At 61.9% G+C, this 19,421-nt stretch carries 16 protein-coding genes and 1 pseudogene; 10 read left to right on the top strand and 7 right to left on the bottom strand.

The genetic code is table 11. The features are described 5' to 3' along the window. Positions 1 to 38: 38 nt before the first annotated feature. Both CPY51_RS18370 and CPY51_RS18365 read left to right on the top strand, forming a co-directional pair. Complete coding sequence (locus CPY51_RS18370; protein WP_111161676.1) at positions 39 to 983, top strand: class I SAM-dependent DNA methyltransferase; 945 nt, start codon at positions 39 to 41, stop codon at positions 981 to 983. A 106-nt stretch (positions 984 to 1,089) separates the two neighbouring features. Beyond that, positions 1,090 to 1,725, top strand: coding sequence for a DUF6198 family protein (locus CPY51_RS18365; protein ID WP_111161675.1), 636 nt, complete (start codon positions 1,090 to 1,092; stop codon positions 1,723 to 1,725). Between the two features lie 11 nt (positions 1,726 to 1,736). Here the strand turns inward: CPY51_RS18365 and CPY51_RS18360 are convergent, their stop codons facing one another. After that, positions 1,737 to 1,919: a DUF2735 domain-containing protein gene (locus tag CPY51_RS18360; RefSeq protein WP_111161674.1), complete on the bottom strand. Its 183-nt coding sequence runs from the start codon at positions 1,917 to 1,919 to the stop codon at positions 1,737 to 1,739. A 471-nt stretch (positions 1,920 to 2,390) separates the two neighbouring features. On the opposite strand from CPY51_RS18360, the gene CPY51_RS18355 reads away from it, so the two are divergent. From CPY51_RS18355 to CPY51_RS18345, 3 genes are all read left to right on the top strand, one after another. Beyond that, positions 2,391 to 3,428 (top strand): glutamine synthetase beta-grasp domain-containing protein, encoded by a 1,038-nt coding sequence (locus tag CPY51_RS18355; RefSeq protein ID WP_111161673.1) that lies wholly within the window; start codon positions 2,391 to 2,393, stop codon positions 3,426 to 3,428. Positions 3,429 to 3,763: 335 nt separating this feature from the next. Continuing rightward, a complete protein-coding gene (locus CPY51_RS18350; RefSeq protein ID WP_111161672.1) occupies positions 3,764 to 4,555 on the top strand; it encodes an SDR family NAD(P)-dependent oxidoreductase in 792 nt (263 codons plus the stop codon). A 262-nt stretch (positions 4,556 to 4,817) separates the two neighbouring features. Next, entirely contained in the window at positions 4,818 to 5,006 is a 189-nt protein-coding gene (locus tag CPY51_RS18345) for a hypothetical protein (protein WP_111161671.1), read from the top strand. Between the two features lie 88 nt (positions 5,007 to 5,094). Here the strand turns inward: CPY51_RS18345 and CPY51_RS18340 are convergent, their stop codons facing one another. Both CPY51_RS18340 and CPY51_RS18335 read right to left on the bottom strand, forming a co-directional pair. Further along, positions 5,095 to 5,556, bottom strand: a complete 462-nt coding sequence (locus CPY51_RS18340; protein ID WP_111161670.1) for a carboxymuconolactone decarboxylase family protein — start codon at positions 5,554 to 5,556, stop codon at positions 5,095 to 5,097. A 23-nt stretch (positions 5,557 to 5,579) separates the two neighbouring features. Beyond that, positions 5,580 to 6,080, bottom strand: a complete 501-nt coding sequence (locus CPY51_RS18335; protein ID WP_111161669.1) for an RrF2 family transcriptional regulator — start codon at positions 6,078 to 6,080, stop codon at positions 5,580 to 5,582. 96 nt (positions 6,081 to 6,176) lie between these two features. Between CPY51_RS18335 and CPY51_RS18330 the strand changes: the two genes are divergently transcribed. Further along, positions 6,177 to 8,687, top strand: coding sequence for a ligase-associated DNA damage response DEXH box helicase (locus CPY51_RS18330; protein ID WP_111161668.1), 2,511 nt, complete (start codon positions 6,177 to 6,179; stop codon positions 8,685 to 8,687). A gap of 29 nt (positions 8,688 to 8,716) precedes the next feature. Next, positions 8,717 to 9,442, top strand: coding sequence for a ligase-associated DNA damage response endonuclease PdeM (pdeM, locus tag CPY51_RS18325; RefSeq protein ID WP_111161934.1), 726 nt, complete (start codon positions 8,717 to 8,719; stop codon positions 9,440 to 9,442). 72 nt (positions 9,443 to 9,514) lie between these two features. On the opposite strand, the pseudogene CPY51_RS18320 reads toward pdeM, so the two are convergent. Next, positions 9,515 to 10,074, bottom strand: a pseudogene (locus CPY51_RS18320) (dihydrofolate reductase family protein). Between the two features lie 119 nt (positions 10,075 to 10,193). Between CPY51_RS18320 and CPY51_RS18315 the strand changes: the two are divergent. After that, on the top strand, positions 10,194 to 10,697 hold the full coding sequence (locus CPY51_RS18315; protein ID WP_111161667.1) for a winged helix-turn-helix transcriptional regulator: 504 nt from the start codon (positions 10,194 to 10,196) through the stop codon (positions 10,695 to 10,697). A 76-nt stretch (positions 10,698 to 10,773) separates the two neighbouring features. Here CPY51_RS18315 and CPY51_RS18310 read toward each other — a convergent pair whose 3' ends face one another. The 3 genes from CPY51_RS18310 to CPY51_RS18300 all read right to left on the bottom strand — a co-directional run bounded on the left by CPY51_RS18310 (position 10,774) and on the right by CPY51_RS18300 (position 16,595). Next, entirely contained in the window at positions 10,774 to 11,577 is an 804-nt protein-coding gene (locus tag CPY51_RS18310; protein WP_275540481.1) for a TIGR02186 family protein, read from the bottom strand. Continuing rightward, entirely contained in the window at positions 11,574 to 12,497 is a 924-nt protein-coding gene (locus CPY51_RS18305) for a sulfite exporter TauE/SafE family protein (RefSeq protein WP_111161666.1), read from the bottom strand. The genes CPY51_RS18310 and CPY51_RS18305 overlap by 4 nt, the downstream gene beginning before the upstream one ends. Before the next feature lie 294 nt (positions 12,498 to 12,791). After that, the gene (locus CPY51_RS18300) at positions 12,792 to 16,595 is read right to left on the bottom strand and encodes a peptidoglycan-binding protein (protein WP_111161665.1); all 3,804 of its coding nucleotides are present in this window, start codon (positions 16,593 to 16,595) and stop codon (positions 12,792 to 12,794) included. 437 nt (positions 16,596 to 17,032) lie between these two features. Here CPY51_RS18300 and CPY51_RS18295 point away from each other — a divergent pair, with 437 nt between their 5' ends. Together CPY51_RS18295 and CPY51_RS18290 are read left to right on the top strand one after the other, a co-directional pair. Continuing rightward, entirely contained in the window at positions 17,033 to 18,448 is a 1,416-nt protein-coding gene (locus CPY51_RS18295; RefSeq protein WP_111161664.1) for a pyridoxal phosphate-dependent decarboxylase family protein, read from the top strand. A 15-nt stretch (positions 18,449 to 18,463) separates the two neighbouring features. Continuing rightward, a complete protein-coding gene (locus CPY51_RS18290) occupies positions 18,464 to 19,366 on the top strand; it encodes an aminoglycoside phosphotransferase family protein (RefSeq protein ID WP_195909570.1) in 903 nt (300 codons plus the stop codon). The last annotated feature ends 55 nt before the right edge of the window (positions 19,367 to 19,421 follow it).

Here is a 19,421-nt window from a genome sequence, read left to right as displayed (position 1 = left end):
GATTCCGGCTTGAGGAATTATGCAATAGGATCACCATCATGCTGCCAAGCCAGCTATCCTCGGGCGACGCCACTGCCGATCGCCGGGCAGACTATGCGAAAATGCTGGCCGAAAGCGGCGAACCCGCGAGCGCTGCCGAATTGATGGAGCAGGCGCTGGAAGTCGTGCCCGAATGGGCTGCGGGCTGGTTCGGACTTGCAAATTATCGTGACAAGGCCGGAAACGCCAAAGGCGCTACCGAAGCGTTGCACCATCTGCTCGCGCTCGATGCGGACGACATGTTCGGCGCCGGCCTGAAGCTTGCGCTTCTTGGAGCCATCGATGTTCCCGACCAGCCGCCGAGCCGCTACATCGAGCGAATGTTCGATGACTACGCCGAGCGCTTCGACAAATCGCTGATCGAAAAGCTTGGTTATGCCGCGCCGCGCAAATTGGCTGAATTGATCGCCGAGACCGCAGGCATATCAAGGCATTTCCGCCTTGCCGTCGATCTCGGCTGCGGCACCGGACTGCTGGGCACTGAGCTAAGCGACCGCGTCGAGAGGTTCGAAGGTTTCGACCTCTCGCGGAAAATGCTGGCCAAGGCCGCCGAAAAGCGGGTCTACCAGCATCTCGGCCAGGCCGACCTGTCGCTGCCGGCGCCGATATCAGGATTGTTCGGCCAAGACCTCGCGGCCCATCGCGCCGATCTGATCGCGGCCGCCGACGTCTTCATCTATCTCGGCAATCTCGAGACTGTCTTTGCCAATGTCAGGGAGCTTGCAGCGCCCGGCGCCATTTTCGCCTTCTCCGTCGAGGACGCGGGAGCAGGAGAGGGCACCCGCCTCGGTCCGTCGCTGCGCTACGCCCATTCGCAGGACTATGTCATCGCCATTTGCCACAGATACGGCATGGCGATCGAGACGTCGAGGCGGACCGTCATTCGCATGGATGCCGGCAAACCCGTCCATGGCATCCTGTTCCTTACGCGGGCAGCCGCCTGAAAGACCGAATATTGCCAATTGCAAATAGGTCAGCATCCCTTACGCATCCGTGCTTGATTATCCCGGGCGCTTTCCGCAGACTTGGCGAAAAGCAAGGAAACGCGGCATGACACGGATCAAGAATGCGCTCGGCGTCTGGAACACCAGCGCAACCCGGCATTCGCTAGTCGAGGATGTCCAGGGGATCATCTCGGGCAGCATCGTATCCTCGCTCGGCCTGTTCCTTCTGTCGGCGGCGGGGCTTTTGACCGGCAGCACGGCTGGCATCGCCTTTCTGCTGCACTACGCGACAGGCGTGAATTTCGGCCTGGCGTTCTTCCTGGTCAACGTGCCGTTCTTCTATGTGTCCTGGAAGCAGCTCGGCCGGGCGTTCACCGTCAAGACAATCATCGCAATCGCGCTGACGTCTCTGCTGACAAACCTGCAGCCAAAGCTATTGGAAATCGCTCGCATCCACCCGGTCTGGTCGGCAATCCTCGGAGGAATATTGCTGGGCTTCGGGCTTCTTGCCCTCTTTCGCCACCGCGCGAGCCTCGGCGGTGTCGGCATCCTTGGAATTTATCTCCAGGAGCGTTTTGGCATTCGAGCCGGTCTGGTCCAGCTGGTGGTGGACATGTGCGTCCTGGTCGTCGCCTTCGCGGTCACCACGCCCTATGTCGTCTCATGTTCGGTGCTCGGCGCGATCGTGCTCAATCTTTTCGTGGCCATCAACCATCGGTCGGACCGCTACATCGCGCTTTAGTCGGTGCAAACTCAGGGCTTGCGGGGTTTTTCTGCCTCAAGCACAGCTGCCTGATGATACCAGCTGCCGGTGTCGCAGACATGCACAGGCGGTGCTTCGACTGTGAACTTGCCGTCGCCGCGCGCAATGTTCGCGCGCCCTCCGACAGGGAATTGGTAGATCTTTGCAGTATCGCGATGGGTGTTCATCGTCATGTGAACGTCTCTCTCTTTTCTCAATCCCAGGGTTGGCACGCCGAGGAATGATCCGAGTATAACACGGCTCGCACAGGATTCGTTCCATTTGCTCAAAAAAAATGCAAAACGTTGAAAATATAGGCATATCCGTCATTTTCAGTCCGCTAATAAGGACCTTTTAAGGATCGGTTGCGCCCCCGGTTCAATTTGTCGCAGTGCCGCAGCTGCAGCGGCTTTCCAGTTCCAAATGTCGAGGTTTGTCCGGCTGTAAGGGGGTCGAGCGTTCGTCAGGCTGCCGCGCAAAATTCGGTGCAAGCCGTATCCGGAGCGCAACCCGTCCGTCCGTCAAACCCGGCCAGGGACCGGCAACGCGCGGTTTGGCATGTCAAATGCATGTCACACATCAGCCGTTGGTGGCTGACTATTTCTGGCGGACACGCCTGGAGTTTTCGACCTGCTTCGCATGATCAACCTATTATGAGGTGCGTAATGACAAAGTATAAACTCGAGTACATCTGGCTCGATGGGTACACACCGGTACCAAATCTACGCGGAAAGACACAGATCAAGGAATTTTCGGAATTCCCGAAGCTCGAAGAACTGCCGCTGTGGGGCTTCGATGGAAGCTCGACGATGCAGGCTGAAGGAAGAAGCTCGGATTGCGTGCTGAAGCCCGTTGCCGTTTATCCTGACCCGGCCCGCACGAACGGCGCTCTCGTCATGTGCGAAGTCATGATGCCGGACGGTGTCACGCCGCACGCCACGAACGCCCGCGCCACTATCCTCGATGACGAAGGCACCTGGTTCGGCTTCGAACAGGAATACTTCTTCTATCAGAATGGCCGTCCGCTCGGCTTCCCGGAACAGGGCTATCCCGCTCCGCAGGGTCCGTATTACACCGGCGTCGGCTATTCCAACGTTGGCGACGTCGCTCGCGAAATCGTCGAAGAGCACCTCGACCTCTGCCTCGCAGCCGGCATCAACCACGAAGGCATCAACGCCGAAGTGGCAAAGGGCCAGTGGGAATTCCAGATCTTCGGCAAGGGCTCCAAGAAGGCCGCCGACGAAATCTGGATGGCCCGCTACCTGCTGCAGCGCCTCACGGAAAAGTACGGCATCGACATCGAGTATCATTGCAAGCCGCTCGGCGACACCGACTGGAACGGCTCGGGCATGCATTGCAACTTCTCGACCAAGTACATGCGCGAAGTTGGCGGCAAGGCCTATTTCGAAGCGCTCATGGCTGCCTTCGACAAGAACCTGCTCGACCACATCGCCGTTTACGGTCCTGACAACGACAAGCGCCTGACCGGCAAGCACGAAACGGCTCCGTGGAACAAGTTCAGCTACGGCGTTGCCGACCGCGGCGCTTCGATCCGCGTTCCGCACTCGTTCATCAAGAACGACTACAAGGGCTACCTCGAAGACCGCCGCCCGAACTCCCAGGGCGACCCCTACCAGATCGCTTCGCAGGTTCTGAAGACGATCTCGGAAGTCTCGATCGACAGCGTTTCCGCTGCTGCCTAAGTAATCCTCGTGGCGTCGACGGGCTCCGTCGACGCCACGATTGTCTTTGTCGCACAGACGTCGCCTTCGATTGCCCGACGTCTTGCCGCCGCGACCCACAAAACCTTCCCAAATAAACATTCCCGATGTCGAGCCGGGCGGATTATCATCTGCCGAGCGCCGATGCTTGCCGCCCGGATGTGTGCAGCAGGTTCGGGACAACGCCATGCATGACGACAAAGACTGAAGCCGCGCCATTTGTGATCTCATTTCACAAGTGCTGATCGCGGCGTGGCAATAATCGCGCAGCCGCATCGATCCTACATTCCCGTCAACGCAACCTCAGGAGTTTTGACATGGACTTGAAATTGAACGGCAAGACGGCGCTTGTCACAGGATCGACCGCCGGCATCGGCCTCGAAATCGCACGCACCCTGGCAGTGGAAGGCGCCGACGTCATCGTCACCGGCCGCAGCCAGGCAAAGCTCGATCAGGCCGTGGAGAGCATCCGGGCATCGGGTGGCAAGGCTGTGCGCGGCATTCTGGCCGACGTGGCAACTGCCGAGGGCGCAAGCGCGCTGATCGCCGCCGTCAGCCGGATCGATATTCTGGTCAACAATCTCGGCATCTACGAAAGCAAGCCCTTCGCCGAGATCTCCGATGCCGACTGGCAGAAATACTTCGAGGTTAATGTGCTGAGCGGTGCCCGGTTGGCGCGCGCTTATTTCCCGGCCATGCTGGAACGCAATTGGGGCCGCGTCATCTTCATCTCCAGCGAGACGGGTCTCTCGCCTGCCAAGGACATGATCCATTATGCGATGACCAAGACCGCACAGATTTCGATCTCGCGCGGCATGGCCGAGATGACGAAGGGGACGAACGTCACGGTGAATTCCGTTCTGCCGGGGCCGACCCGCTCGGAGGGCATCATCGACTTCCTGAAGAGCGTCTCGAGCGACCCGCAGGGTACGCCGGAAGCCATCGAGGCCGAGTTCTTCGCCAAGGGCCGTCCCTCGTCGCTGCTGCAGCGAATGATCGAACCCGAGGAGATCGCCGGGATGGTGGCTTACCTCGCAAGCCCGCTCTCCGCAGCCACGAACGGAGCCGCCATCCGCGTCGAAGGCGGCCTGCTCTCGACCATCGGCTAGACGAAAGTCTTGGCAGAAATTGTCGTCAAACCTGTTGACAACCACGTCGTCGTCGCGGCACGTTCACAAAAGGTTTACGAGTAGGCAGGCGAGGGAGGCCGTTTTGCGACGGTCTCCACCACAACTGACCTCAACGCCGGGTAACTGTCCGGCGTCCTTTGGTACGGCTCACAAGCCGTCACAAAAGGGCAACCGATTGAAGGTACGTAGGGCCCAAAGGGCCAGCGTCGCCTTGTAGGAAAATCGGGTGAAGAGGGAAATAATGTCGAATAATGAAGAGCGTTTGTTGAAAGACATAAAGAACGCGACTGGATTTCACGGGACGGTCTATCCTATCCGTCTCGCAGACAAGCAAACCGCAGGCAAGCTCGTCGCCGAAGGCGCGATCGTCGAGGCCGCGGGATCCTGGGGCACGACGATGTGCATCGGCTACCGTCTGAAAACCTGCTGAGATTCAGTGCCAAGCCCCTCATTGCATTTCGGGGCCTGGCTCATCTGTAGAACTCATCTGTTCCGGTTAAGCGCGATGGGCCTTGGCCTCACGCAGCCTTGGCGACCTTGTCGACCGGATGCTGCGACCGGAAGCCGACGGCGAGGCGATTCCAGGTATTGATCGCGCCGATGGTGACGGTGATCTTCATGATCTCCTCTTCCGAAAAATGCGCCTTCAGCGTTTCGAAGTCGCTGTCCGGTATGCCGGTCTGGGCAATATTGGTGACCGAATCGACCCATCCAAGCAGCGCGCGCTCGCGAGCGTCGTAAACGGTCGATTCCTTCCAGACACACATCAGGTTGATCCACTGTTCGCTCAGGCCATCGTGGCGCGATTCCTTGACGTGCATGTCGACGCAATAGGCGCAGCCGTTGATCTGCGAGGCACGCAGCTTGATCAGATGGATGAAGCGGCGCTCCAATCCGGAGTTCTGTACGAACTGTTCCAGCGCATAGACGGCCTTGATGGCTTCAGGCGAGGCTTTGGTGATATCGAGGCGTGGATGCATGGTCTTTCTCCTTTTTGTGAGGCTCAGCGAGCCGCTCTGCGTTCGTGAATGTCCAGGAAGGCGCAGCCTCTCGCTGCGATCGTCCCGTCGTCGAGTGCCGTCAGTTCGGCAATGAGGTCGGCAACATTAGTCTTCGCCAGTTCGGCCCGGTAGACCTTTTCCGCCCGCAGCATCGCGGCCGAGACGTTGCAGGGCGTGGCAAAGAAGCGGCTGGACACCGGGTTCGGCCCGCGCTGGCGGATTTCGTTGCAACGGAAAGCAGGTGCCGGCCCTTCGACTGCGAGCACGATATCCAGCAGCGTAATCGCCTGCGGCGCCCTCGCCAGCCGATAGCCGCCTTTCGGCCCCGGCAGTGTCTCGAGGATACCCGCACCGGATAGTGCCTGCAGGTGCTTCAGGAGATAACTCACCGAAACCCCGTGAAATTCGGCAATGGCTGCTGCCGAAAGCACGCCGCCCTCGGAAAGCCCCGCAAGCATCGCGACGCTATGTATCGCCTGTTCGACTCCGTCTCCGAGTTTCACCGGATCATTCCTTTCAATTCATGGATAAAAAATATCCATGATTCGATCGGTTGTCAACACCCTTCTCTTTTGCGCCATATCCATTACCTCTAGCGCGTGGATCAGATCGATACCGAAAGCCCTGTTGCCTTGCCCGTCCCCTTTGTCCGCTGGTTTGCGGAAAAGGGCTGGCAGCCGCGCGCCCATCAGCTGGAATTGCTGGCCCGCAGCGAGGCCGGTGAAAGCACTCTGCTGATCGCGCCCACCGGCGCCGGCAAGACGCTGGCCGGCTTTCTGCCGTCGCTGACCGATCTCACCCGCCGCGGCAGGATCCCGCCCGGCTCAGCCTTCATCGGCATCCACACGCTCTACATCTCGCCGCTCAAGGCGCTGGCCGTGGATATCGAACGCAATCTGATGAAGCCGGTCGGCGAAATGGGCCTGCAGGTCACGGTGGAGAACCGGACGGGCGACACGCCGAGCGCCAAGCGCCAGCGCCAGAAACTATCGCCGCCCGATATCCTGCTGACGACGCCGGAACAGGTGGCGCTCCTGCTTGCCAACAAGGAGGCGGAGCGCTTCTTCAAGGACCTCAGATATGTCGTCCTTGACGAGCTGCATTCGCTGGTGAGCTCGAAACGCGGTCACATGCTGTCGCTCGGTCTTGCCCGCCTGCGCCGTCTCGCGCCGCGCCTGCAGACGATCGGTCTCTCGGCAACGGTCGCAGAACCGATGGAACTGCAGAAATGGCTGGTCGCGCAGTCGGAAGGCGCCGACGCCCATGCGGGCCTCGTCACCGTCGAGGGCGGCGCCAAGCCCGAGATTTCGATCCTTCAGACCGAAAAGCACATCCCCTGGGCCGGTCATTCGGCCAGATACGCAATTCCCGATATCTACAAACAGCTGCTCGACCACCAGACGACGCTGCTATTCGTCAATACCCGCAGCCAGGCCGAAATGCTGTTCCAGGAACTCTGGAACGCCAATGACGACAATTTGCCGATAGCGCTGCATCACGGTTCGCTCGATGTCGGCCAGCGTCGCAAGGTCGAGGCCGCCATGGCCGCCAATAGGCTGCGCGCCGTCGTCGCCACCTCGACCCTCGATCTCGGCATCGACTGGGGCGACGTCGATCTGGTCGTTCACGTCGGCGCGCCAAAGGGCGCATCCCGGCTGGCCCAGCGCATCGGCCGTGCCAATCACCGCATGGACGAGCCGTCGAAGGCGATCCTCGTTCCGGCAAACCGCTTCGAGGTGATGGAGTGCCAGGCGGCACTCGATGCCAATTATATCGGTGCGCAGGATACGCCGCCCGTCGGGCGCGGCACGCTGGACGTTCTTGCCCAGCATGTGCTCGGCATGGCCTGCGCCGAACCTTTCGATCCGCTGCAGCTCTACGACGAGACCGTCAGTGCCTCGCCCTATGCCGATCTTTCCTGGGAAACCTTCGAGCGCATCGTCGATTTCGTCGCCACCGGCGGCTACGCGCTCCGAACCTACGAGCGCTATGCCCGCATCCGAAAAATGGACGACGGCCGCTGGCGCGTCTCAAATCCTGGTGTGGCACAGCAATACCGGCTCAATTCCGGCACGATCGTCGAGGCGCCGATGCTCAATCTGAAAATGGTCAAGCGCGGGGCAGGCGGGCGCATCGGCCGCGGTGGCGCCACGCTCGGCAAGATGGAAGAGTATTTCTTCGAGCAGTTGTCGCAAGGCGACACATTCATCTTTTCCGGCAAGGTACTGCGCTTCGAGGGCATTCGCGAAAACGAGGCGCTGGCAAGCCAGGCTTATTCCAACGATCCGAAGATACCGTCCTACGCCGGCGGCAAGTTCCCGCTCTCGACCTATCTCGCCGACCAGGTGCGCTCGATGCTGTCCGATCCGGACCGCTGGCATAGTTTGCCCGACCAGGTGCGCGACTGGCTTGAGCTGCAGAAGGACAAATCCATGGTCCCGAAGCGCGACGAGCTATTGGTCGAAACCTTTCCGCGCGGCAGCAAGGCCTATATGGTCGCCTATCCCTTCGAAGGGCGGCTGGCGCACCAGACGCTCGGCATGCTCCTGACGCGGAGGATGGAGCGGGCAGGGGCAAAGCCTCTCGGCTTCGTCGCAACCGACTACTCGCTTGGCATCTGGGGCCTGGAGGACATGGGGCTGATGATCGAGAACGGCCGGCTCAGCCTGTCCGATCTTTTCGACGAGGATATGCTCGGCGACGATCTTGAGGCCTGGCTCGCCGAGAGCTTCCTCTTGAAACGTACTTTCCGCAATTGCGCCGTCATTGCAGGCTTGATCGAGCGCCGCCATCCGGGCAAGGAGAAGTCCGGACGGCAGGTGACGGTCTCGGCCGATCTGATCTACGATGTCCTGCGCAGCCACGAGCCGGATCATATCCTCTTGCAGGCGACGCGGCAGGATGCGTCAACTGGGCTTTTGGACATCGGCCGCCTTGGCGATATGCTGAGGCGAATCAGGGGTCACATCACCCATCGGCCGCTCGACCATATCTCTCCGCTCGCCGTGCCGGTGATGCTGGAAATCGGTCGCGAATCCGTCCCCGGTGAGGCGCATGACCACCTGCTTGCCGAGGCGGCCGATGACCTGATCCGCGAGGCGCTGGCATGACGACAGGACCCGAAGGAACTGCAGACGAAATGAACAGACTGGCACTTGCGCGCGAAACGAATGGCCTCGTCGCCGCCCCTGGCGTCGAGACGACCGTTCATGGTGTCGCGGCGGTCTGCGATCCTTTTGGTGCGCTGTATCTCCCGGATGCCGGCATCCTGGTGGTTTCCGACCTGCACCTTGAGAAGGGTGCCGCCTTCGCCCGACGCGGCATGATGCTCCCGCCCTACGACACGCTGGCGACGCTGACCGTGCTTGCCGCCGTCATCAGCCGCTACGATCCGAAGCTGGTGATCTCGCTCGGCGACAATTTCCACGACCGCGTCGGCTCGCAGTTTCTGCCGGAAGCCTTTCGCAGCTTGATCGTCACCATGGCGCGCGGCCGCGAATGGGTCTGGATCAACGGCAACCACGATCCCGACGGCACCGTCGCCCTTCCGGGTCATTCCATGGACCAGATGACCCATAGCGGCCTCACCTTTCGCCACGAGCCGCGAACCGGCCCGCAGGCAGGCGAGATCGCCGGCCATCTCCATCCCTCGGCGACGGTTCGCCGCCGCGAGAAATCCATCCGCCGCCCATGCTTTGCGACGGACGGCACCCGCCTGCTGATGCCGGCCTTCGGCCTCATGAGCGGCGGCCTCGACCTTAAGCACAAGGCGATGGCCGGCCTTTTCGACCGGACCTCGCTTGTCGCCCACCTGCTCGGCCGCGACCGGATCTATTCGGTGCGCTATGGCAGCCTGACGGCCTAGAGCATTTTCCGAGAAAGTGGACACCGGTTTCTCGATAGAAAATGCGACCAACAAAAAGTTAGAGCTTCAGCTCTAAGCAGTCTTCACCGGCTCGTAGCGCAAAATCACGCCACCGGTTTTCAAAGCCTTGGCTTCCAGCAGTTTCAGCGGCACCTGTTCCGTTGCCGGTTTGAAATGCGGATTTCCGCCGCCGAGGATGACGGGGACGAGGCAGATGCGGTACTCGTCGATCAATCCGGCCTTGGCCAGCGTGTCGGCAAGCTCGGCGCTGCCGAAGATGAAGATCGTCTTGCCTGGTTGTTCCTTGAGCGCCTTCAAGTCGGTCACGGCATCGCTGACGACCCGGGTGTTGTTCCAGTCGGCCTGCTTCATGGTCCGGCTGGCCGCGATCTTGGAGATGCCGTTCATGTAGGTCGCTATTTGAGGCGTCTCGGTCGCGGTCGGCCAGTAGGCGGCCATGCCCTCGTAGGTCTTGCGGCCGAAACGAGAGTATCCCCTTCGTTGCCAAGCTCCGTCGCATATTTCTCCAGCTCCTCCCCCCAGGCAAGCATATGGAAGTCGAGCTGCCACGGATTTGCCCCCTCGAAATAGCCATCGAGCGTCATCAGGTTCCAGACGATAAGCTTTCTCATTGCATTCCCTCCATTTGATCCCACATCTGTACCATTATCAAAACTAGTTGCGAAATGCAACCGGTTGAAACTAGGCTACACTGGTGGCAAAATGCAAGCAGTTTTTTTTGGAGACCCTAATGAATGAAATCCACCGTTCCGGCTGCCCGATCAATCTGACCCTGGAAGTTCTGGGAGACCGCTGGAGCCTGATCGTCATTCGCGACATCATGTTTGGAAACCGGCGGCACTTCCGCGAGCTGCTGCAGAATTCGCAGGAGGGCATAGCCTCGAACATCCTGGCCGACCGCCTCAAGCGTCTGGTCGAGCGCGGACTGCTGACCCGCGGCGACGATGCCTCGCACAAGCAGAAGGCCATCTACAGCCTGACCGAAATGGCGATCGACCTCGTCCCGTTGTTCGCCCTCATGGGTGCCTGGGGCCGCAAATATCTCGACGCATCGGAAGATCTCAGCATTCGCGCCCAATTGCTGGAAGAAGGCGGCCAGCCGCTTTGCGACGATTTCATGGACGAGCTTCGCTCAATGCACTTGGGCAAGATCCTGCCGCCCGGCACGCCATCTGTGCTGGGGCGGCTGACCGAAGCCTATCTGCAGGTCGTCGCGCAAAAGAAGATCGCGTGAATACGATGGCTAGGGTGAGGGGCGAGGCCTTGCTCGGTAGCAACCCGTGAATAAGGTCAAACAGGCGGGCCGGCCCTCAGTTTTTGCGGAAGATGTAGCTCGCGGTCCAGCCGGTGAAGACGGCCAGCAGCACCGAGAAAATACCGTATGTTATCGGCCTTTCATGCGCCGCATCGGTGATCGTCTGCTCGATGCCGGTCTTGATGACGCGCAAGGGCAGGGATTTTTCCGTTATGAACTTGCCGCTCTTGAAGAGGTAGGCGCGCACCGTGTGAACGCCGTTCGGCACATCGGCCGGCAGCCGCAGGGACGCCTTGAACAGGCTGGAGCTGACGAAGCGAACGCCGCTCGGGTCGCGCTCATAGAGTCCGCTCGCCTCCTGCAGCCGACGGAAGGCCTGGCGGAACTCGGTGAGATTGGCGGCGTTGCCGACCGAGCCGATCGGGGTCAAGGGGATATGGTCCATGCCGATGCCGCGATCGTTGAGCTCGAGCGGCGCGGTGATGTTGTCGATCGCCCTCGTGCTGGAGAGCGAATAGGCCTCCGGCACCCGTTCGAATGTCATCGAGCGCGTGTTCACCCAAATCCCGAAAACGCGCTCCTTGCGGCGCACGGTGGCATTCTCGCGCGGCCCTTCCAGCACGACGACGATGTCGTATTGCCCGATCGCCAGCAGCAGTTCGTCGGTATTTGAAAGAGCACCGAAGATCGTCAGGTCCGCGCCGGCGAAATCCGAGGTGATGGCAATCTCGCTGGTCGATGAGCCAATTTCCATCGTCTCGCGCGATGCGGTCTCGGGCTGGTCGAGCAGCACCTGCGCCTTTGCCGCAAAGGGCGTCAGCATCAGGGCCGCGAGAAGGAGGAGGGTTGGGCGTTTCACCGGCCGACGCCCTCCATGACGATGGAATAGACATCCGTCGGCGTCACCACGAGGGCTACGGCAAGGCGCAGCCCGACGGCAAGGACCAGCAGGCCCAGCAGCGCGCGCAGCTGTTCGCCGCGCAGCTTCTGCCCGACGCGCACGCCATATTGCGCGCCGATCACGCCGGCCACCATCAGCACGAAGGCCAGCACGATATCGACGGAATAGTTGGTCGCTGCCTGCACGATCGTCGTATAGGCGGTGACGAAGATGACCTGGAACAGCGACGTGCCGACCACGACATTGGTCGGAATCCGGAGCAGATAGATCATCGCCGGCACGAGGATGAAGCCGCCGCCGATACCCATCGGCGTCAGCACGCCGACGAAGAAGCCGAGCCCAAGGACGGGGATGATGCTGAGATAGAGCTTCGATTTCTTGAAGCGCATCTTCAGCGGCAATCGTTGCACCCAGTTGTGATGGCTCGGCCTGTTGGCGCTGAGCGGCGTCTTTCGCGCTGCCCGGCGCAGTGCAATTATGCTCTCCCAAAGCATCAGCGTGCCGACGGTGCCGAGCAGCACGACGTAGAGCAGCGAAATGATGAGGTCGATCTGGCCGACCCTGCGCAGGATCACGAATATCCAGAGCCCGAAGGTGGAGCCGGCAAGGCCGCCCGCCAGCAATATCGAGCCGAGTTTCAGGTCGAGCGAGCCGCGCCGGAAGTGCGATATGGCGCCGGAGACCGAAGAGGCGACGACCTGGTTGGAGCCGGTTGCGACGGCGACGATCGGCGGGATGTTGTAGAAGATCAAAAGCGGCGTGATCAGGAACCCGCCGCCCACGCCAAACATGCCGGAGAGGAAGCCAACGGCCGCGCCCATGCCGAGAATGATCATGATGTTTACCGACAGTTCGGCTATCGGCAGGTAAATCGTCACGGCTGGCCCCAGTTATATGCGCTCGATCCTGGCCGGATTTTTCGTCATGCCGGCCCGGCGCTATTGAACGGCTTCCCTTTGTCGTCCGGCAACATAAAGCCAAATCATTGCCAGAGCCTTAGGAGACTTCGGCCTGCCACCCACCAAGTCAATTGCATCGTCGGGATTACCGGCCGTTTTTGGGGACGTGTGATGCATGGGCCACGCGCAAGCGCACCTCGTCCGCGCCAGACGGCAAAAGGCCCGGCGCGAGGTTTTCGCACCGGGCCTTTCGGATATCGTTTGCTCTCGGCCTCAGGCCTTCTTATTGCGTGCCAGCAATTGCTTGACGACCGCGTCGGTCACTTTGCCGTCCGGCTCGAGGCCCACCGACTTCTGGAAGCTCTTGAGCGCGGTCACGGTCTTTGCGCCCATTTCTCCATCAGGTGCCCCGGCGTCGAAGCCGTTATTGTTGAGAATGGCCTGGATGTTGCGGATCGCCTTCTTCATGTCGATCGAGGCGGTGTGGACGCCCTTGCCGCCCCATTCGTCGGGAATGTTGACACCGTTGGCCTTCGGGTCGAGCGGCTGCGGCTTCCAGAGGTCGACCTGCGCGCGGGCGGCGGCAAGCTGGTCCGGCTTCATGGCGTTGGCCACTTCGTCGCGCTTCTGCGCCGCATCCTTGTCGCCACCCTTGGCGGCAATCGCGAACCATTTGTAGGATTCGCCGAGGTCCTGCTTCACGCCGTTGCCACGGGCATAGAGGATGGCCAGGTTGAACTGGCTGTCCGAGACGCCGAAATTGGCGGCCTTGATGAACCAGTTCGCAGCGGTCGGGTAATCCTGCGGGCCGACGGCGCCGGAGGCGAAGAGGACAGCCAGGTTATGCATGGCGCTGGCGTTACCCTGGTCGGAGGCCTGCTGGTAATATTGCTTGGCCTTGGCAAGGTCGCGGTCGACCCCGTTGCCCTTCTCATACATGCTGGCAAGGCGATACTGCGCAGGTGCCAGTCCCTTGTCGGCAGACATCTGGTACCAGCTTGCCGCCTGCTTGAGGTCGGTCGGCACGCCGCGCCCGTCGGTGAACATTGCACCGATCTGGAAAAGCGCCAGCGGATCGCCCTTGCGCGCGGCGTCGGCAAGCGACGGCGGCTGGATCGTGTCCGGAACGGAGATGCCGGCGGTCTGGGCCGGTGCCGGATCTGCCGGGGCTGAAGCTGAAGCAGCGGGTGCGCCGGCGCTAGCATCGCTCTGCACGGCTGCCGGGGCGTCCGTCGTCGGAGCCGGCGCAGCGTTCGATACCGGCTTGTCGCCGGCATCGCTGGGCGGTGCGGCCGCAGAGAGTTGATCGCCGTCGGTCGCAGGGGCCGCCGCTGGTGCCGTTGGGGGCTCAGCCTGAGTTACCACGGCAGGCGCCTCGACAGCTGCCACGTCGACAGGCGCTGCCTTCTGCTCGGTTGCGACAGTATTGGCGGCCTGCTCCTCGATTGCTGGACTGTTCATCGAAACGTCGGCCGGCGGCGGGGGCGCCTTCTGGCCGTGGGTCAGTGTGTGCACAAGCGGAAAGGCCATGATCGCCAGGAGTGCCGCGCCGACGGCGAGCAGGATCGGACGACGATAGCGCGAGAAGGCGCTGCCGCCTCTTTTACTGGTATCCGCGGCGACCGGCGAGGTCCGCTGCGTCTGATCGACCTCGACGGCTGCAGCCTGGGCGGCGCGGCGGGCGGCGGCGATATAGTCGGCGCGCTCGTTTTCGCTCTGCGGCTTGCCGCTGCCGTTGCGCGCGGCAGTCTGGCTGGCGCGCACCCGCTCGAGGATCTTCTTGATGTCAGGTGCGCCGGAGCCCGGCTCCAGCGGCTGGTTGTCTTCCTCATGCGGCATGACGTCGACGGGATCGATCGACGGTGCCGGGTCGATGACCGATCGGCCCACCGGGGTCGCAGCCTCGGCCTTGCGTGCCGGCCGGAAGCGCTTTCCAAGACCGGCAAACAGGCTGGCCTTGCCGACTTCCTGGCTGACGGTTGCCTTTATCTCGGCCTTTGCGGCTTCGTCGAGCGGTTCGCCCGTAATTTCGGGTTCGCGTGCCGAAGGCGCATCTGCCGGTGGCGACGTGCGGATGATGGGGGCCGCCCTGCTCGATGCTGGTGCGGCTGCCGAAGCTCGTGCCGCAAGGGCCTGCGTGTCCGCATATTCGAACGGCTCGGGCCTGTACTCGGCCGCCGGCATGCGTGGGGCAGGTGCGCGCGTCTCCATGCGATCGAGCCTGTTGGCGATCTGCACAAGCGTATCGTGCAGCGCTTCGAAGGTCCGGTGCGTGCGCTCGTCGCTGCTGCGGCTGAGGTCTTCAAGATGACGCAGGTCCTCGGCAAGCGCCGTCAGCGCCGAGAGTTCGCCCTCGGGGGCCGAACCGCTCATGGCGCCGTTGCGTGAATAGGCCTGGACCACGGCCTCGGCCGCCTGGCGCGCAGCCTCGATGATATATTCGTCGTTGGTGGTCATATAGTCTTCGATCGCATTCATGCGACGATCGAATTCGGCCGGAAAGCTGTCGACACTGTCGCGCGGCTCGCTCATCAGCAAGGACAGATGCGAAATCTGCTCTTCGAGATTGCGCATCGCCTGCGTGTCGGTCGGAGGGGCTGCGGTGCTTTCCTCCAGCCGTGCGACGATATCGGACAGCCGGCCCTCGATGCGCTGCATGGCGCCGTCGTCGATGGCGGGCAGGGGAGCAGGGGCGGCCGGATGGAAATCGATCTCGTCGATGCGGCGAGCGAGATATTCCAGCCTCTCTGACAGGACGTCGTTGACGGAGCCCTGGTCGAGGGCATCGATCTTGCGGGAGATGTCGGAGAGGTAGCCGGTCAATTCCGGCTGCGGTGCTGCAACCTTCTGCGACCGCTCCATCAGGAAGGAGAGCTGGTCGAGGCGTTCTTCCAGTTTGGAAGCGGCTTCGGCATGGGACATTTCCTCGATGCGCAAGGTCAGCGCTTCGATCCGGCTGGCGAGATCTTCCGTTGGCTGCTGGCGGCGCTGCGCCTCGCTGCTCATCAGGTCGATCTGTTCCGCAAGTCCCGTGAGCCGGCCTTCAAGGCGCTGGGCGAGCATTGGATCGGCAGCGCTTGCCGCCGTGCGTCCGGTCGCGACGATGGCGCGGCTGATCTCGTCGAGCCGCGTATCGAGCGATGAGAACTGTTCGATCATCGCGCGGTCATGCGGCAGTATCAGATCGCTGAACTGCTCCATCGCCGTAGCGATCGCGATCAGTTTTCCCTCGAGCGCCTGCACCATGGGGCTTTCGCCCATGCCGCCGAGCTGGCGCTTCATGTCATCGAGGCGATAGGCGAGCGAAACGAGCTCTTCCTGCAGATCAGTGGTGTCGATCGCATGCAGCCGTTCCTCGAGCCCGTCCCAGCGGCTTTCCATGCCACGCACGGATGCCTCGCGGGCAAGCCCGTCCATCAGCGAGCGCAGTTCCTCGAATTCCGCCTTGAGGCCCGTTGTCTCCGGCTGCCCGGCATGGACGCCGAGCTGGTTGATGCTGTCGGCCAGCCGCGCCATGTCGGCACGAACGTCTTCGGCGAAGTTGTGGTCCTCCGCGTTCGTCTTGATATTGCGGATCTCGGCGCGGAGGGCACCCATCTCCCGGGCAACGCCTTCGGCGATGTCCTGTTTCAGATCCTGGCGCAGACCGATCAGCGCCTGGGCGATCTCTGTCATCGCGTCATGGGCTGGAGCAGCGGCGCGCTGCGCGGGTAATGGCGTGGATCTCGCAGCAAGCGGCAGCCGTTCCTGGAAGGCAGCCTCCTCGCGGCGGGCGTGGTCACGCTCGCGGCTGGCCTCGAGGACGCGCTGGCGGTTGCGGATTTCCGCGAGAGGATCGGGTCGGGTGTCCGGCTCCGGCCTTTGGTAGTCGCGTCCGTCAATCGGATTGCGCTCTGCGCGAGGTGTACGTTCCGGTATCGCGGCTCTGTCGGGCAGCGGCGGCTGGCGCGGGTCGCGCATGCTTGCGGATGACCCCATCAGTCCTTCGATCCGGGCCTCGAGACCCTCGATCGTCCGGCTCAAGGCATCCAGGGATGTCCTGTCGCTTGTAGGAGGAATTGAACGCGATCCGCTCATCTTCTTGCTCGCTTCGACGTTGAACCCGTGCGGGCCGTTTCCAGTATCGCTCGCACTGTTCTGTCGCCCCAAAGGCCGGAACCGTCGCGAACTACTCGAAAGTCTTAGTTTATTAGACTTTCCTGAAGCTGGATGACCATAGTTGCATTCCTTGATATTGCAGCCCATCGCCGCAGGAACACGGATCATCGTCGCTCATCCCGCACAATTCACGAAACGTGGTAAACAAGCCGTTAACTTCTGGGAAATTTTTTTAACCTTTTGTTCTGTATTGCGGCGCGCGGCTCGAAATTATCGAGGACAACCAATGGCCTGGCGAGAATAAGGCCGCCGGCTTTGCCTGCACCAACAAAAGCCCGTAGAATTGAGGGACCGGTTTTCTATGGGAGCTTGTGGCTCGGGGCACGGGCCGGGAACGTCTCGGGGGGGATGGGAACGTGGATCTCAGGACATTGTTTTCAAAGGCTGCAGGCCATGCCGCCGCATTTCGCGAGACCGTAAGCGATCGCAAACAGAGGCCCTTGCGCGACTACGCCGCCTCGCTCTCGGTCTTTTCGGAAGACCTGCCCCTTCACGGTTCGCAGATGGAACAGCTTCTCGACGAGCTCGTGGCCAAGGCCGAGCCCGGCCTGCATATGACCACTGGCCCACGGTTTTTTGCCTGGGTGATAGGCGGCTCTCATCCGATGGGGGTCGCGGCAGACATGTTGACGTCCGCCTGGGGTCAGAATACCGGCAACCACACGGCAGCACCGTCCGCGGCGGCGGCAGAAACGGTGGCGGCGCGCTGGCTGCTCGATCTCCTGCGCCTGCCGCCGGAGAGTTCGGTTGGTTTCGTCACCGGTGCGACCGTTGCCAATTTCACCTGCCTGGCGGCCGCGCGCGGGGCAGTTCTGAGAGAACGAGGCTGGGACCCGGACACCCAGGGCCTCTTCGGTGCGCCGCCGATCACGGTGCTGATTGGCGACGATGCCCACACAACCGTATTCTCCGCCCTGCAGTTCCTCGGTCTCGGACATGACCGCGTCGTTCGCATCGAGACCGACGGCCAAGGGCGAATTTTGCCCGATGCGTTCGCACGTGCGCTGGGTGCTGCCCAAGGGCCGATGATCGCGATATTGCAGGCCGGCCAGATCAACACGGGCGCGTGCGACAACTTTGCGGCGCTGGTGCCGCTCGCAAAAAGCCACGGCGCCTGGGTCCATGTCGACGGCGCCTTCGGGCTCTGGGCACAGGTTTCACCGCGCACAGGCCGCCTGACTGCCGGAATTGAGCTTGCCGACAGCTGGGCGACAGACGGCCATAAATGGCTGCAGACGCCCTACGACAGCGGCTACGCGATCGTTCGCGACGAAGTGGCGCATCGCCGGGCGATGACGATCGCGGCCAGCTATCTGCCATTCGCCTCGGAGGGCGAGCGCGATCCTTCCCATTATGTCCCCGAACTATCGCGACGCGCGCGAGGTTTCCCGACATGGGCGATGCTCAAGTATCTGGGGTGGGAGGGCGTCACGGCACTTGTCGAGCAGGACTGCGCGGCAGCGGCACTGATCGCCGAAAGGCTGTCCGCCGAGCCAGGGATCGTCGTCTTGAACGACGTCGTGCTGAACCAGGTGATCATCCGTTTCGGCGCCGGTCTGGCAAAAGAACAGGCTGATGCGGTGACACAACAGACCATCCGCGCATTGCAGGAGGACGGGACCATATTTGCCGGCGGCGCGATCTGGCGCGGCGATCAGATCATGCGTCTCTCCGTCAGCAACTTCCAGACCGACCTCGACCAGGCGGAGCACGCGGCAGAGGTCATCATCAGGGCCTATCGAGCTGTCCGCTCCGATCGCTCCAATTTCTGACGGGTGCGAGCAGTGATAAATTCCGGCGACAAGGTCGATATCGGCGTAGCGCTCGTCGCGAGGCTGGTTGCGACGCAATTTCCCCGCTGGGCACACCTGCCGATCACCCCAGTCTCATCTGGCGGATGGGATAACAGGACGTTTCATCTTGGCGAGCAAATGACCGTGCGGCTGCCGAGTGCCGAGCAATACGCGCTTCAGGTAGAAAAGGAGCATCGCTGGCTGCCGAAGCTCGCACCGCTTTTGCCCCTGCCGATTCCCGCGCCCTTGGCCATGGGTGCTCCAGGCGAGGGCTACATGTGGCCTTGGTCGATCTACCGCTGGCTTGAAGGAACGATAGTCGCGCAGGGGAATATCAAGGATCTCGCCCAATTCGCGGCGTCGCTCGCAGAGTTCCTCACATGCCTTCAACGGGTCGACGCATCGGACGGCCCTCCGCCCGGGAGGCACAATTTCCATCGCGGTGGCTCGCTGACAGTCTATGACGGCGAAACGCGACAGGCGATCTCCGTCCTCGGCGACAGGATCGACACCGTCGCCGCGACCGCCATTTGGGAGACGGCGCTGGCTGCAGAGTGGCGCGGCACTCCGGTCTGGTTCCATGGTGACGTCAGCCCGGGAAATCTGCTTGTCGACGAGGGACGACTGACCGCGGTCATCGATTTTGGAACCTCAGGCGTCGGAGATCCGGCATGCGACCTTGCGATCGCCTGGACATTCTTCCACGACGAAAGCCGCCGGGCATTCCGGAAAGCAATGCCCGGCGACGAGGCCATGTGGGCGCGCGGACGCGGCTGGACATTGTGGAAAGCGCTGATCGTCCTTGCAGCACTCCCCGGCACCAATTCTGCGGAGGCGAAAAACGCGCAACGCGTGCTGAATGAGGTGATTGCCGACGATCTGCGCAACGCGCGGTGAAATGCTGCCGACCTGATTGTTCGGCCGTTGTGCTGGCGTCGTCGCAAATATCCAT

The organism is Arminella tubonensis (assembly GCF_003240585.1).
Taxonomy (GTDB): Bacteria; Pseudomonadota; Alphaproteobacteria; order Rhizobiales; family Rhizobiaceae; genus Rhizobium; species Rhizobium tubonense.
The sequence above is the reverse complement of the archived record's forward strand: the minus strand, read 5'-3'. Positions and strand labels throughout refer to the sequence as shown.

Coding starts and splice junctions, on each gene's coding strand:
- CPY51_RS18370 (WP_111161676.1), top strand. CDS start 39: ATGCTGCCAAGCCAGCTATCCTCGGGCGACGCCACTGCCGATCGCCGG.
- CPY51_RS18365 (WP_111161675.1), top strand. CDS start 1,090: ATGACACGGATCAAGAATGCGCTCGGCGTCTGGAACACCAGCGCAACC.
- CPY51_RS18360 (WP_111161674.1), bottom strand. CDS start 1,919: ATGACGATGAACACCCATCGCGATACTGCAAAGATCTACCAATTCCCT.
- CPY51_RS18355 (WP_111161673.1), top strand. CDS start 2,391: ATGACAAAGTATAAACTCGAGTACATCTGGCTCGATGGGTACACACCG.
- CPY51_RS18350 (WP_111161672.1), top strand. CDS start 3,764: ATGGACTTGAAATTGAACGGCAAGACGGCGCTTGTCACAGGATCGACC.
- CPY51_RS18345 (WP_111161671.1), top strand. CDS start 4,818: ATGTCGAATAATGAAGAGCGTTTGTTGAAAGACATAAAGAACGCGACT.
- CPY51_RS18340 (WP_111161670.1), bottom strand. CDS start 5,556: ATGCATCCACGCCTCGATATCACCAAAGCCTCGCCTGAAGCCATCAAG.
- pdeM (WP_111161934.1), top strand. CDS start 8,717: ATGAACAGACTGGCACTTGCGCGCGAAACGAATGGCCTCGTCGCCGCC.
- CPY51_RS18315 (WP_111161667.1), top strand. CDS start 10,194: ATGAATGAAATCCACCGTTCCGGCTGCCCGATCAATCTGACCCTGGAA.
- CPY51_RS18300 (WP_111161665.1), bottom strand. CDS start 16,595: ATGAGCGGATCGCGTTCAATTCCTCCTACAAGCGACAGGACATCCCTG.